The organism is Georhizobium sp. MAB10, from assembly GCF_045012825.1.
GTDB classification, from domain to species: Bacteria; Pseudomonadota; Alphaproteobacteria; order Rhizobiales; family Rhizobiaceae; genus Georhizobium; species Georhizobium profundi.
This window is the reverse complement of the sequence record NZ_CP118314.1, coordinates 3597301-3610859: the sequence shown is the minus strand read 5'-3', so window position 1 is coordinate 3610859 and position 13559 is coordinate 3597301. Positions and strand designations below refer to the sequence as shown.

Here is a 13559-nt window from a genome sequence, read left to right as displayed (position 1 = left end):
AAACCTCCAGGCCATTTGGCCGCGTGCGATGACGCCGGTTCCGGCCTTGCATTGCCCCATCGGGCACCCTTACTTTTGAGCGGTTCTAACTTAGCCCCAGAGGAATGTCACGAATGCTGAGTGCAGCCGGGGAGGGCGCATTGGTCCTCCCGCCGCTTTTCGAAGCCGTTTTGATCGCTGATCCAAGCGACGTCCATGCCCATGCGTGCCGAATTGCCGCGCAATCGGGCGCCGGAACGCTGGTTTATGCGATCTCGGAGGAAACGGTGGCGCTCGCTATCGTGCTCGAACCGGACAAGCCGATGGTCGCTGCGCGCCTCGCCTTTTTCGCCGGCATGGCTGCGATGGGTGATTCGCTTGCCTTCCATTGCGTGCCCGAACGGCAGGTCGCTTTCGCCTGGCCGGATGAATTTCTCTTCGACCTCGCCCGCTTGGGTGGAGCGCGGCTCGCCGTGCCTGAAGGCACCGGTGATGACGATGTGCCGGAGTGGATGGTCTTTTCCGTCGAACTGATCCATGCCCGGCCGAGCCTTGCCGATCCGGGGGCCTATCCTGGCTCGACATCGCTCGTCGAAGAAGAGTTCGATCCGCCGGAAGCGATCATCGAGAGCTTCACGCGCCACCTGATGCGCGCTTTCGACGCAATGGCGACCGAGGGCATGTCCGCCGTGACGACGGCCTATCTGGAACGCCTGCAGGCCAATACCGACCGCGATTGGATGATCGACGGCCGCGGCGATCTCCTGCAGCGTGGCGAGCCCGGTGCTGCGCCGACCCGTCAAAGCCTGTCGATCGGCCTCGCCGCCTGCCGCTGGTACAACCCTGTTCGCAAGGCGCCGCTTCTATGAGCGCACCGATGAAGCTGCCCCGCACGATCCGGATGGATCCGTCCGATACCTTCGTGTTCGCAAAAGCGGCCGAGCCTGGCGAGTGGGCGGTCGCGGGCACGTTTCTGTTCCATGGCGCGAAGATCGCCGATCTTGGACCCAAGCAGCGCACCGCTTTTCGGGCGGGCTTTCTCGGGATCGAGAGCTTCGGCTATTCGACGCTTGCCGTCGCTTCCGAAGTCGTCGGCAATGAGATGGAAGAGGCGACACACAGCCTCGCCGCACAACTTGTGCACCATTGCGGCGCGCCGAGCGTGGAGGTGGCGCTGCCGGCGGCGCGCGAGGAAATCGCATTTGCGGCCGATCTCTGTCGCGACCATGCGATCGGCACATTGCTGGCGCTTCATCGCGCCGAAGAGGACGGCCAGATCCGCGAGCGGTTTCGCACCTTGCGTCCGCGCGCCGAAACGACGATGGCAGGACCCGGGCTGAAGGGGCTTGATCGCGCCTTCCTGGTGATCGAAACGGATGACGACGACGACCAGCCGGAAGAACAAGTCGATCTTCTGTCGCTTGGAAAGGAATGAAGTACGTGCGGGAATTTTGGGTATCCAGCGGCCATCACATGGTGCGGCGTCGCGACGATGGACGGCTTTCGGTGACCGACGAGTTGCTGCTGACCTATCTGGCGCGGCCGGAGATCGTGCCGCCGGAAGATGCATGCGTGGTGGAGCGCGCGCTTTATCAGCAGCTGAAGGCATCGCCGCGCGCGGCAGTCGACGCTGCAACGATCGCCTCCATCGCGGATGCCGATGCGCGCGAGAACTGGCAGTTCCTCATCGCCTACCGCGACCTCCTCATTCGCGAGGAGACCATCGAGGGCGCCTATCTGGCAATCGTCAGGGAGCGCATGCCGGTGCCGCCGCTCTTCTTGAACCAGCTGGTCCATCTCATTTTGCGCAATGCGCTGGAAGGCTGTAGCGACCCCTACGTACTGCGCGCCGCCGAACTGATGTTCAGGCCGCAGCGCGCGTCCGTGCTTGAGGATGCACTGTTGCTGGCCGATCAGGAACTGGTCGAAGAGCGCGAGCGCGAGCAGCACGACAAGCCCCTGGCCGCGATGTTCGCCGGCGAGCCGGGAAGCGAACTCGACGTGCTCGACGAGGACAACGCCTGGACCTATTGGAGCCGATCCGACGCGCACTCCATGGCGCTCAATTTCGGGGGTGATCCGAAAAGCCGCACGGGTCTTGCCGTCGCACTCACCGTCTTCATCCACCATCTGCTCGGGACGAAGGTGACGATCGAGCCTTTGATCGACGTCAAGGAAGTGGACTTCCGCTGGTTCGTCGGTCTCGATCAGGATGCCACGACATTTGGAAATCGGCTCTGGCGCGGCGAAGAGGTACCATCGGATCTGACAGAGCGCCTGATCGGCCTGTTCCGGCTGGATTTTGCCGAGGACGAGGGGAAGCATAGGCAGTCGGAAGGGCCGGTCTATCTTCTGATGACGATGAGCCCGGACAAGACCGTGCGGCTGAAGCCTCAAAATCTCGTCACCGGTCTGCCGCTCGCCGAGGACCGGCCGGCCGCGTGAACATGACACAGCGACACCGTCGCTGTCGGAAAGGAGACCCATGCCAAAGCTCTTCTGTCGTCTCGGCATCGTCACCGTGTCCAGGAAGCCGGTGACACGATGGGGCAAGCGAGGCTTCGCCCCGCACTCGGTCCTTCCCGACGTGCCGGCGACGCCAGCGGGCGAACGCTTGAGCCCGCCCGGCGACGTCGAGCTCTATTATGCGGGCGACTTTCAGCTGATGCTCTATTCGGGCGAAGCGGCGCATTATCGCGACAATCTGTTCGCCAAGCCGACTTTGTGGGTGGCGATGCGCCCCGACGACCCGAAGGGTGTCGTGATGCTGACCGCCGATCCCTACGAAGGCGAGGCCCGGGCTGGTGACGAAGCACTCGTCGTTGCTGCATTGCCGATGCCGCCGAGCGTCGCCCTGTGGGTGGAGGGCTTCATGTCGCTCCACTACAAGGAAGAGGTTTTCGTGAAGCGCAAGCGCAAGCGCGCCGATCCCGATGCGCTGACCCGCGGCGGCAAGCGCGTGCTCGACAAGGACGAATTTCTGCCATGACCGGGACCAAGAGGCGATGAGCGGCAAGGACGAGGACGGCGGCTTCTTGTCACGCTGGTCGCGCCGCAAGCGTGGTGCAGCGGTCGAGGAAGAGCCTGCCACCGATCTTGAGGTCGGGCCGAACGACGCCGGCGGCGCCGAGACGGATGGTACGGTGATCCGGGGCCAGGTTGAAGGGCAGGCTGATGCGCCACTTGCCGGCGATGTGGCTCCAGAAGAGACCCTAACCCAGGAAGAGATCGAGGCGCTTCCGCCGCTGGACACGGTCACATCGCGTGAGGAATTGCAGCTCTTCCTGCGCAAGGGCGTGCCCAAAGCTCTGCGGCAGGCCGCTTTGCGCAAGGTCTGGATGCTCAATCCGAAGATTTCCGGCTATCTCGATGTCGCTCGCGACTACGCCTATGACTGGAATGTCGCAGGCGGCGTGCCGGGCAACTCCGGAACACTGTCGCCAGGCGAAGCACTGCGAATGGTCGACAAGTTCCTGCAGAAGAAGCCGGAACCAGCGGATGAGCCTTCGCTGAGCGAAAAAGCACCGCAGGTCGCCGAAGATGCAGCCGAAGAGATAGAAACGACCATTGAATTTCCACAGGATCAGGCGGAAACGGACACTGTCACCAATAATCCACAGGATACGACTTTCGTCGCAGATGCCGAGGTGACCGTGCCGGACACTGACAGCGCTCGAGGCGATATTGCCCCCCGGAGACGACATGGAAGCGCCATTCCGCGCTGATCAGTGAACACTCGCGATATGTCTGGTCACGCACGCTCTACGTCGAACGCTGCTCTAAGGAAAACACCGGATGAATCGCAGGAGTTTGCAGGATTATGCGATGTCGCTTTCCGCTGAAGCAATCGTATAAGACCTAAATCCTGTGCGTTTTTATCAGGAATTTCACGGACTTGACGCATTGCCGCAATGGTTGCACGCGGCGTTGCGTTCCCTCATGTTTTGTAACAACAAGAAATGGTTGGGATCGAATCCCGATCTTCTAGGGTAGAGGAGCGCGGCGCGTTGAGCGCAGTCGAAAGAACACGGGCGGGTAACGTCAAAGCCGACGAAGTCGATTTTCTGCGCGCGCAGGAATACCGGCTACTCGCGGCGCTTTTGCGTGGTGCGCCCAGCGCCGACCTGTTGTCGGACCTTTCGCAATTGCGCGGCGACGAGACGCCGCTCGGTTCGGCCCATACCGCGCTGGCTTCGGCTGCGAACGAGGCGGATCCTATTGCTGTCGACCGCGAGTTCTTCTCGCTCTTCGTCGGCGTCGGTCGTGGCGAGCTTCTGCCCTACGGGTCGTTCTATCTCACCGGGTTCCTGAACGAGCGCCCGCTCGCCGCGGTGCGCCACGACATGGCCAAGCTCGGACTGGAGCGGGCTGAGGGTCTCTTCGACCCGGAAGACCACATCGCGACGCTGTGCGACGTGATGGCGGCGCTGGCGACCGGTGACGTCCCCGCGGATGCTGTCAGCGAGGCCGATTTCTTTCGCTGGCATCTGGCGCCGTGGGTTGATCAGTTTTTCGCCGATCTGAAGACCGCGCCTTCAGCATTCTTTTACCGTCACGTGGCGGAAGTCGGATCTGTCTTCATGGCCGTGGAGCGCGAAGCCTTCGCCATGGACGCCGCCTGATTGAGTGCCGGCCGCGAATGCGGCCTAAAAGACTGAACTCGACCGGTCGCGAAAGCGGCCCAAAAGACTGAACTTGAACTGTGGGGCAAGAGCCCCGATGGGAGATTGAGATGACGATCCAGGACGACCAGAAGGGTCTCGGGCGCCGCGGTTTCCTCGGCGCATTTGCCGGTGTGGGTGCCGCTGCCGCCGCGGTTGCCGTTGGCACCGGTGGCGTTCAGGAAGCCGCTGCACAGGAAACGGACGATGAGAAGCGCAAGGCGCGCTATCAGGAAACCGACCACGTCAAGGCTTTCTACCGCACCAACCGCTACTGAGGGGAGGGCGTCATGCTCGTCAAACGTAAAGCCGGCGCAGCTTCGCGCAGCAAACTGCAATCCGTCGTGGCCGGGCTCGCATCCGCCGCACTCGACCGACGGTCGTTCCTGAAGCGCTCGGGCATCGCCGTCGGCGGCCTTGCAGCCATCGGATCGCTCGGCGCGGGCGGGATCCGCAAGGCGCAAGCCGGCCCGACGATGGAAGGCGTGGAAATCGAAGTCCGCAAGAACATCTGCACGCACTGCTCGGTCGGCTGCACGGTCACCGCAGAGGTGCAGAACGGCGTGTGGACGGGCCAGGAGCCATCCTGGGCAAGCCCGATCAACCGCGGCACCCACTGCGCCAAGGGTGCATCGGTGCGCGAGTTGGTCCATGGCGACCGTCGCCTTAAATATCCGATGAAGAAGCAGAACGGCGAATGGGTGCGGGTCTCCTGGGATGACGCCTTCTCCGAAATCGGCGCGAAGCTCGGCGAGATCCGCGAAGAGTCCGGTGCTGATTCCGTCTACTGGCTCGGTTCGGCGAAGTTCTCGAACGAGGGCTCCTATCTCTGCCGCAAGCTGGCGGCCTTCTGGGGCACCAACTCGGTCGACCACCAGGCGCGCATTTGTCACTCCACCACGGTCGCAGGTGTTGCCAACACCTGGGGCTACGGCGCGATGACGAATTCCTACAACGACATCCGCAATTCCAAGACCATCATCTTCATGGGCTCCAACGCCGCCGAGGCGCACCCCGTCTCGTTGCAGCACATTCTGTCGGGCAAGGAACAGCAGCGCGCGAACGTGATCGTTCTCGATCCGCGCTTCACGCGCACCGCCGCTCACGCAACCGAATATGTACGCATGCGCTCCGGCACCGACATCGCGGTGATCTGGGGCATCATGCACCATATCTTCGCCAATGGCTGGGAAGACCAGGACTTCATCGATGCCCGTGTCCACGGCATGGACCAGATCCGCGCCGAATGCGACAAGTGGACCCCGGAAGTCGTCGAGCGCGTGACCGGCATCCCGGGCGAGCAGCTGCGCCGGGTCGCTGAAACCTTCGCGACCCAGAAGCCCTCCACCTTCATCTGGTGCATGGGCGGCACGCAGCACACGGTCGGAACGGCCAATGTGCGCGCCTATTGCAACCTGCTTCTGGCAACGGGCAATGTCGGCGGCAACGGCATGGGCGCCAACATCTTCCGTGGCCACTGCAACGTGCAGGGCGCGACGGATCTCGGCCTCGATATCACCAACCTGCCGCTCTATTACGGCTTGGCTGAGGGTGGCTGGCGCCACTGGTCCCGCGTCTGGGATGTGCCTTACGAGTATTTCGTCTCGCGCTTCGACGAAGTGCCGGCGAAAGACGGCCGCGAGGGTCGCACGCGCGAGCAGAACATGCAGACGCCGGGCATTCCCTCGACCCGCTGGTTCGACGCCGCGACCATCGATCCGGACCAGGTCGACCAGCGCGATAACATTCGCGCAATGATGGTTCTCGGCCATGGCGGCAACACCGTGCCGCGCCAGGCCGAAGTCAAGGCCGGTCTTGAGGCTCTTGATCTTCTCGTGGTCGTTGACCCGCATCCGACATCGTTTGCTTCGCTGCATGCGCGGCCAGACAACACCTATCTGTTGCCGGCGGCGACGCAGTTCGAATGCTCGGGCTCGCGCACCTGCTCGAACCGCTCGATCCAGTGGTACGAAAAGGTCGTGGAGCCGGTCTTCGAATCGGCAAACGACTACTGGATTCTCTATCGCCTGGCTCAGGAACTCGGCGTCGCCGACGAGATGTTCAAGAACATCGAACTAGTCGAAGGCAAGTTCGGCCCCGAGCCGCAGCCGGAATCCGTCATGCGGGAAATCAACCGCGGTGGCTGGTCGACCGGCTATTGCGGCCAGTCGCCGGAAAGGCTCAAGGCCCATATGGCCAACCAGGACAAGTTCGACCTGGTAACGCTGCGCGCTCCCGCAGACGACCCGGACGTTGGCGGTGACTATTACGGCCTGCCTTGGCCTTGCTGGGGCACGCCGGAAGTGCGCCATCCCGGCACCCATATCCTCTACAACACCAACCTCCATGTCATGGACGGCGGCGGCAATTTCCGCCCCCGCTTCGGGCTTGAGTATGAAGGCCAGACACTGCTCGCCGAAGGCAGCTCGTCGGTCGGCGCGGAGTTGGACGACGGCTATCCTGAATTCACGATGGCTGTGCTGAAAGAATTGGGCTGGGATGCAGATCTGACGGCCGCTGAACTGGCACAGATCGAGCGTCAGGGCGGCGCCAATGTCGATGCCGTTTCCTGGTCGACCGATCTCTCCGGTGGTATCCAACGTGTGGCAATGCTTCACGGCTGCGTGCCATTCGGCAATGGCAAGGCCCGCGCTGTTGCGTGGAACCTGCCCGATCCGGTCCCACAACACCGCGAGCCGATTTACACGCCGCGCCCCGATCTCGTCGCCGAGTTCCCGACCCGCGACGACGCCCGCGAGTTCCGCGTGCCGAATATTGGCCGCACGCTTCAGCAGGCAGCAGTCGACCGCAACATCGCGCAGGCCTTCCCGATCGTCCTCACCTCCGGCCGTCTGGTCGAATATGAAGGCGGAGGCGAAGAAACCCGTTCGAACCGTTGGCTGGCCGAATTGCAGCAGGACATGTTCGTCGAGATCAATCCGGCCGACGCTTCCGACCGCGGCATTGCCGACGGAGGCTGGGTTTGGGTGAGGGGACCTGAAAACGACAGCCGGGCCCGCATGAAGGCGCTGGTGACGGAACGTGTCGGCCGGGGCGTCGCCTTCATGCCGTTCCACTTCGCCGGCTGGTTCCAGGGCGAAGATCAGCGCGGCAACTACCCGCAAGGGGCCGACCCGATCGTGCTTGGCGAAAGCGTGAACACCATAACGACTTACGGTTACGACCCGGTCACCGGCATGCACGAAGGCAAGGCGACGCTTTGCCAGATCGAAGCCGCGTAAGGGGAGGATGAACAAATGGCACGAATGAAATTTCTCTGCGACGCGGACCGCTGCATCGAATGCAACGCCTGCGTCACCGCATGCAAAAACGAACACGAAGTGCCGTGGGGCATCAACCGCCGCCGCGTCGTGACGATCAATGACGGCCTGCCGGGCGAGCGCTCGGTATCGATGGCCTGCATGCACTGCACCGATGCACCCTGCGCCTCGGTCTGCCCGGTGGACTGCTTCTACACGACCGCGGATGCCGTCGTGCTGCACTCCAAGGATCTGTGCATCGGCTGCGGCTATTGCTTCTACGCCTGCCCGTTCGGCGCACCGCAATATCCCAAGGTCGGCAACTTCGGCTCGCGCGGTAAGATGGACAAGTGCACCTACTGTGCCGGTGGTCCGGAAGCCGACATGACGATGGCTGAGTATGAAAAATACGGTGCCAACCGTCTGGCGGAAGGCAAGCTGCCGCTGTGCGCCGAGATGTGCTCCACCAAGGCGCTTCTCGCTGGCGACGGCGACATCATCGCCGAAATCTATCGTGAGCGCGTGACCACCCGTGGTTACGGTTCGGGCGCCTGGGGCTGGCAGACGGCCTACCAGGAAAGCATCAACGTCTAAGGCGCGTGCGTGCCGGCCGCGCCATCCGCGCGACCGGCCACCAGGCAAGGCTGTAAGGAGACCGGAAATGGTCGCTCAATCTTATTTCGCCCGCATCACGCTCACGCTTGCGATGCTGGCAGCTCTCTTCTTCGCAGCGCCGATGGCCGGCGCGCAGGAACCCGTCAATCCAACGGCCCGCTCCGTGCAGGAACAGCAATTGCTGGAAGCGCTGCAGGGTGGCAACGCCATCTCGGGCCGCGTGTCGATCCCCGACCAGCGTGCCGCCGACCTGATCAAGCCGGAAGGCCGCAACTGGTCGGGCACGCACAATAGCACGGTCTACTGGACGACGACCGCCGTCGTTCTCGGCATGCTCGCTCTTCTGACCGTGTTCTATTTCGTGCGTGGACGCATCCGGCTCGAGCACGGCTTTGCCGGTCGCACGATCAAGCGCTTCAATTCGTTCGAGCGGTTTGCGCACTGGCTGACCGCCGTGTGCTTCATCCTGCTGGCTCTGACCGGCCTCAACCTGATCTTCGGCCGATACGTGCTGATCCCGCTTTTCGGCGCGGACACGTTTGCCACGGCGACGCAACTCGGCAAGGTGGTTCACAACTACATCGCCTGGCCGTTCATGCTCGGCATCGCGATCATGCTGGTCGTCTGGATCAAGGACAACATCCCCGGTCGTGTCGATCTTGACTGGATCAAGGCCGGCGGCGGTATGCTGAAGGGTGGCGGTCATCCGCCTGCCAAGCGCTTCAATGCCGGACAAAAGATCATCTTCTGGTCGGTCGTGCTCGGCGGAGCGGCCCTGTCCTTCACGGGCGTGCTCCTCCTCTTCCCGCAGCTGGCGGGCGAGCCCGGCAACTGGCAGCTGGCACAGCTGGCGCACGCGATCATCGCAGCCGTCATGACGGCCGTCATTCTGGCGCACATCTACATCGGTACGCTCGGCATGGAAGGCGCTTTCGATGCGATGGGCAGTGGGCAAGTGGATGTAAACTGGGCACGCGAACACCATTCGCTCTGGGTCGCTGAGCGTGACACTGCAGTCGAAGGTGAGCCGCGCGGACACGTCGCTCCGGCCGAATAAGTCGCTCGCGGCGATGTTCAATTGATGAATGGAGGACCGTCGCGCGATGGTCCTCCTCAGTGATGATATCGGTTGCGCTGGTGCAGCACCGATCTTGGGGATTCGGTCAGTCCAGGCTTCGGTGCCTCATTGACCGCGAAAGGACACAGACCATGAAAACATTCCTTTTGGCTGCGATTACGGCCGGCGTTCTGGCCTATGGCGCCAATTTCATCTTGAACAGCAACTGGCAGGCAACGTCGGCCACCGCTTATACGACCTCCGGCGCGCGCGTTGGGGATCCGGGTGGAAATCTGGTCGGCGCCGACTGGCCTGCTGCGGCCGAATCCGAACAGGACAGCTAAGTTCTCTTCATCAAGCCCGCACCGCCAAACAGGCGGTGCGGGCGCGGCCCTTTTGCGCTGCAGTAAATCTCACGCCCGCAATGCTGTGGTGCGCGTCGAAAGTCGAGCAAAGCTCCTTTCGATATTCTCTCCTACAAAATCGTTCCTGACTTTATTGTTGATTCAATCGGTTGAAGTAAATGATCGCCTTCGCCGTGAATTTTGTGCAGTGCAGCGATCTCTGCCTTTGTGTCTACGACTTTGGTTGCACTGCCTTTGTCGCGGAAAAGCCAGCGAAAATAGTTGATTGATCAGGGGCGATGACTATGATCGCCGCCAACAAGAAGAACAACGTGAACAGCTTGCTTGCTTCAATGGGAGAGAGAAATGACTTCAACAGATTCAAAGACGGTATCGCGCCGTCGGTTCCTTAAGGGCACTGCGGTCATCGGTGGTGCAGCTGCCGGTTCAACGCTCGCTGCGCCGGCCGTGCTCGCGCAGGCGCCGCTCGTTGTCCGCATGCAGACCTCGTGGCCATCCTCGGACATCTGGCAGGAAATGGCCCAGGACTACGCCGATCGCGTCGAGGCCATGTCCGGTGGTCGTCTCTCGATCGACCTTCTGCCTGCCGGCGCGGTGGTCGGCGCCTTCCAGGTGATGGACGGCGTTTCCGACGGTGTCATCGACATGGCACACTCGGTTTCGGCCTACTGGTACGGCAAGCACAAGGGTGCTTCCATGTTCGGAACGGGCCCGGTTCTCGGCGGCAATCCGACCACGCTGCTGTCCTGGTTCTACGCCGGCGGTGGCGACGAACTCTATCGTGAGCTGACGCAGGACATTCTTGGTCTCGACGTGGTTGGCTTCCTCGGAATGCCGATGCCGGCGCAGCCGTTCGGTTGGTTCAAGGAAGAAGTGAACACCGTCGCCGATATCCAGGGCTTCAAGTACCGCACCGTCGGTCTTGCTGCTGACCTGCTTCAGGGAATGGGGATGAGTGTTGCCCAGCTTCCGGGCGGCGAAATCGTTCCCGCCATGGAGCGTGGCGTTATCGACGCGTTCGAATTCAACAACCCGACGTCTGACCGTCGCTTCGGCGCTCAGGATGTTGCTAAAAATTACTATCTCGCCTCCTACCACCAGGCAGCAGAGCAGTTCGAGTTCATCATCAACCGTCCGTTCTTCGAAGATCTCGACGAGGATCTGCGGGCGATCCTTCAGTACGCGGTCGAGGCATCGGCCACCGCCAACACCGCCAAGGCGCTCGACAACTATTCGCGCGACCTTGCCGAACTGCAGACCGGCGGCGTCACCGTTCACCGCACCTCGAGCGAAATCCTTCAGGCGCAGCTCGATGGCTGGGATCGGGTCATCGAAGAGCAGCTTGAGACCGATGAGTTCATCGCGCGCGTTCTGCAGAGCCAGCGCGATTGGGTCGAGCGCGTCACGTACTACGAACTGATGAACGCGCCGGACTATCGTCTGGCCTACGATCATTACTTCCCAGGCAAGCTCGCCATCTAATTCAATGCAATCTTGAAGATATCGAAGCCCGGCATCGTGTTCGCACCTTGCCGGGCTTCTTCAACCCACCTTCCGGGGAATCCCATGGTTCGGTTCATCAATTTCGCCGATGCGTTATCTGCATGGTTCGGCAAGGCATTCGGCTGGCTGATCATCATGATGTCATTCGGCATGGGCTACGAAGTTCTCGTTCGATACATGTTCAACAGCCCGACGCCCTGGGCCTTTGACGTGTCTTTCATCATGTATGGCGCGTTGTTCATGATGGGCGGGGCCTATACCCTGTCCCGTGGCGGTCACGTGCGAGGCGACTTCGTCTACCGGACATGGACGCCCAAGACTCAGGCGACCGTCGAGCTCGTTCTCTACTTCCTGTTCTTTTTCCCGGGCATCCTGGCGCTCATTCTCGCAGGCTGGAAGTACGCCTCCCGCTCGTGGAGCTATGGTGAGGTCAGCATCAACAGCCCGGCCGGCATTCCGATCTATCGGTTCAAGACCATCATCGTTGCAGCCGGCATCCTTCTGTTCATTCAGGGTATCGCTCAGGTCTGCCGTTGCATCCTGTGCCGACGGGAAGGCTACTGGCGCGAGCCAGAAGAAGACGTGATGGAAACCGAACAACTCCTCGCGCGTGAAACCAATCCGAATCTCACTTCGGTCGATAAAACGCCAAGCGTTGGCCCCGATGGAGCGGCTCGATGACCGACCCCCAAATTGCAATCGCGATGCTGGGAATTTTTATTTTCCTGGTGTTTCTTGGATTTCCAATCGCCTTCACGCTTATGGCGATGGGCATCGGATTTGGCTACTACGCCTATTTCGATCCGTCCCGCATGTGGCGCACCTATAATCGCCTTGCGGAAGATGCGAGCATCTTCGAGCAGATACGCTTATGGATAGACGGGTTCTTCACGAACCGGATCTTCGACCTCTTCGTCAACCAGACTTATACGGTCATGTCGAACGAGGTTCTCACGGCGATCCCGCTGTTCCTGTTCATGGGCTACATCGTCGAGCGCGCGAATATCGTCGAGCGGCTGTTCACCACGCTGAACATCGCAGCCAAGAATATTCCAGGGTCGCTGGGCGTCGCGGCGCTCATCACCTGCATGTTCTTCGCGACTGCAACGGGCATCGTCGGCGCCGTTGTCACGCTGATGGGCCTGCTCGCACTGCCTGCCATGTTGCGCGCCCGCTATGACCACTCCTTCGCATCGGGCATCATCTGCGCCGGTGGAACGCTCGGCATCCTTATTCCGCCATCGATCATGCTGATCGTCTATGCGGCGGCATCTGGTGTCTCGATCGTCCGTCTTTATGCAGCCGCGCTTCTGCCTGGTCTGCTGCTCACGGGCCTTTACCTGATCTACGTCGTCAGCCGGTCGATCGCCCAGCCGCATGTCGCGCCGAAACCTGCACCCGGTGAAATTCCGGAAGTGCCGCTCGGCAAGCTTCTGGTCATGGTGTTCACGTCGTTCGTGCCGCTGGCGTTTCTCATCCTCTCGGTCTTGGGCTCGATCCTTTTCGGCCTTGCAACGCCAACGGAAGCGGCGTCCATCGGTGCGCTGGGTGGCCTATTCCTAGCCGTCGTCTACCGTGCGCTCACATGGCAGAGACTGCGGGAGTCCGTCTACCTCACCGTCCGTACGACGGCGATGGTCTGCTGGCTATTCGTCGGCTCCTACACCTTCTCGTCGGTGTTCTCCTATCTCGGCGGTGAAAACCTGATCGCTCACTTCGTCGAAGGTCTGGACCTGAGCCCCGTCACCTTCCTCATCCTGGCGCAGCTCATCATCTTCCTTTTGGGTTGGCCGCTGGAGTGGTCGGAGATCATCATCATCTTCGTTCCGATCTTCCTGCCGTTGCTGGATCAGTTCGGCGTGGACCCACTCTTCTTCGGCGTTCTCGTGGCTCTGAACCTGCAGACGTCGTTCTTGACACCACCGATGGCCATGTCCGCCTATTACTTGAAAGGCATAGCGCCTGCTCAAGTGAAGCTGACGGAGATCTTCAAGGGATGCATGCCATATCTCGTGATGGTCATCATCGCGATGGTGCTGGTCTACGTCTTCCCGCAAATCGTGTTCTGGCTGCCGGGTCTCGTCTATGGTTAAGCGTAAAGCAGCTCCCGAAGCATTGA

At 61.5% G+C, this 13559-nt stretch carries 14 protein-coding genes; all 14 read left to right on the top strand.

All coding sequences use genetic code 11. The features are described from left to right. Window positions 1-113 precede the first annotated feature (113 nt). The 14 genes from PU133_RS17300 (at window position 114) to PU133_RS17235 (ending at window position 13533) form a co-directional block, all read left to right on the top strand. Entirely contained in the window at window positions 114-848 is a 735-nt protein-coding gene (locus PU133_RS17300) for a biotin/lipoate--protein ligase family protein (RefSeq protein ID WP_404862695.1), read from the top strand. Then, window positions 845-1414 carry a DUF6505 family protein gene (locus tag PU133_RS17295; RefSeq protein WP_404862694.1) on the top strand — a complete coding sequence of 190 codons (570 nt, stop codon included), beginning with the start codon at window positions 845-847 and terminating at the stop codon, window positions 1412-1414. The genes PU133_RS17300 and PU133_RS17295 overlap by 4 nt, the downstream gene beginning before the upstream one ends. A gap of 5 nt (window positions 1415-1419) precedes the next feature. After that, window positions 1420-2424, top strand: a complete 1005-nt coding sequence (locus PU133_RS17290; RefSeq protein ID WP_404862693.1) for a DUF6352 family protein — start codon at window positions 1420-1422, stop codon at window positions 2422-2424. Window positions 2425-2464: 40 nt separating this feature from the next. After that, window positions 2465-2968, top strand: a complete 504-nt coding sequence (locus tag PU133_RS17285) for a DUF3305 domain-containing protein (protein ID WP_126011556.1) — start codon at window positions 2465-2467, stop codon at window positions 2966-2968. Between the two features lie 16 nt (window positions 2969-2984). Continuing rightward, the gene (locus PU133_RS17280; protein ID WP_404862692.1) at window positions 2985-3704 is read left to right on the top strand and encodes a DUF3306 domain-containing protein; all 720 of its coding nucleotides are present in this window, start codon (window positions 2985-2987) and stop codon (window positions 3702-3704) included. Between the two features lie 282 nt (window positions 3705-3986). Next, the gene (locus tag PU133_RS17275) at window positions 3987-4601 is read left to right on the top strand and encodes a molecular chaperone (protein WP_404862691.1); all 615 of its coding nucleotides are present in this window, start codon (window positions 3987-3989) and stop codon (window positions 4599-4601) included. Window positions 4602-4711: 110 nt separating this feature from the next. After that, entirely contained in the window at window positions 4712-4918 is a 207-nt protein-coding gene (locus PU133_RS17270; protein WP_151984656.1) for a hypothetical protein, read from the top strand. A gap of 12 nt (window positions 4919-4930) precedes the next feature. After that, on the top strand, window positions 4931-7882 hold the full coding sequence (locus tag PU133_RS17265; RefSeq protein ID WP_404862690.1) for a formate dehydrogenase subunit alpha: 2952 nt from the start codon (window positions 4931-4933) through the stop codon (window positions 7880-7882). A 15-nt stretch (window positions 7883-7897) separates the two neighbouring features. Beyond that, the gene (gene fdh3B / locus PU133_RS17260; protein WP_126011546.1) at window positions 7898-8494 is read left to right on the top strand and encodes a formate dehydrogenase FDH3 subunit beta; all 597 of its coding nucleotides are present in this window, start codon (window positions 7898-7900) and stop codon (window positions 8492-8494) included. Window positions 8495-8561: 67 nt separating this feature from the next. Continuing rightward, window positions 8562-9572 carry a formate dehydrogenase subunit gamma gene (locus PU133_RS17255; protein WP_404862689.1) on the top strand — a complete coding sequence of 337 codons (1011 nt, stop codon included), beginning with the start codon at window positions 8562-8564 and terminating at the stop codon, window positions 9570-9572. Window positions 9573-9724: 152 nt separating this feature from the next. Next, window positions 9725-9916 carry a hypothetical protein gene (locus PU133_RS17250; protein ID WP_404862688.1) on the top strand — a complete coding sequence of 64 codons (192 nt, stop codon included), beginning with the start codon at window positions 9725-9727 and terminating at the stop codon, window positions 9914-9916. A gap of 366 nt (window positions 9917-10282) precedes the next feature. Then, window positions 10283-11419, top strand: a complete 1137-nt coding sequence (locus tag PU133_RS17245) for a TRAP transporter substrate-binding protein (protein WP_404862687.1) — start codon at window positions 10283-10285, stop codon at window positions 11417-11419. An 84-nt stretch (window positions 11420-11503) separates the two neighbouring features. Then, window positions 11504-12121 (top strand): TRAP transporter small permease subunit, encoded by a 618-nt coding sequence (locus PU133_RS17240; protein WP_404862686.1) that lies wholly within the window; start codon window positions 11504-11506, stop codon window positions 12119-12121. Then, a complete protein-coding gene (locus PU133_RS17235; RefSeq protein WP_126011538.1) occupies window positions 12118-13533 on the top strand; it encodes a TRAP transporter large permease subunit in 1416 nt (471 codons plus the stop codon). Before PU133_RS17240 ends, PU133_RS17235 begins: the two co-directional genes overlap by 4 nt. Window positions 13534-13559 lie beyond the last annotated feature (26 nt).

Coding starts and splice junctions, on each gene's coding strand:
- PU133_RS17300 (WP_404862695.1), top strand. CDS start 114: ATGCTGAGTGCAGCCGGGGAGGGCGCATTGGTCCTCCCGCCGCTTTTC.
- PU133_RS17295 (WP_404862694.1), top strand. CDS start 845: ATGAGCGCACCGATGAAGCTGCCCCGCACGATCCGGATGGATCCGTCC.
- PU133_RS17285 (WP_126011556.1), top strand. CDS start 2,465: ATGCCAAAGCTCTTCTGTCGTCTCGGCATCGTCACCGTGTCCAGGAAG.
- PU133_RS17280 (WP_404862692.1), top strand. CDS start 2,985: ATGAGCGGCAAGGACGAGGACGGCGGCTTCTTGTCACGCTGGTCGCGC.
- PU133_RS17270 (WP_151984656.1), top strand. CDS start 4,712: ATGACGATCCAGGACGACCAGAAGGGTCTCGGGCGCCGCGGTTTCCTC.
- PU133_RS17265 (WP_404862690.1), top strand. CDS start 4,931: ATGCTCGTCAAACGTAAAGCCGGCGCAGCTTCGCGCAGCAAACTGCAA.
- fdh3B (WP_126011546.1), top strand. CDS start 7,898: ATGGCACGAATGAAATTTCTCTGCGACGCGGACCGCTGCATCGAATGC.
- PU133_RS17255 (WP_404862689.1), top strand. CDS start 8,562: ATGGTCGCTCAATCTTATTTCGCCCGCATCACGCTCACGCTTGCGATG.
- PU133_RS17250 (WP_404862688.1), top strand. CDS start 9,725: ATGAAAACATTCCTTTTGGCTGCGATTACGGCCGGCGTTCTGGCCTAT.
- PU133_RS17245 (WP_404862687.1), top strand. CDS start 10,283: ATGACTTCAACAGATTCAAAGACGGTATCGCGCCGTCGGTTCCTTAAG.
- PU133_RS17240 (WP_404862686.1), top strand. CDS start 11,504: ATGGTTCGGTTCATCAATTTCGCCGATGCGTTATCTGCATGGTTCGGC.
- PU133_RS17235 (WP_126011538.1), top strand. CDS start 12,118: ATGACCGACCCCCAAATTGCAATCGCGATGCTGGGAATTTTTATTTTC.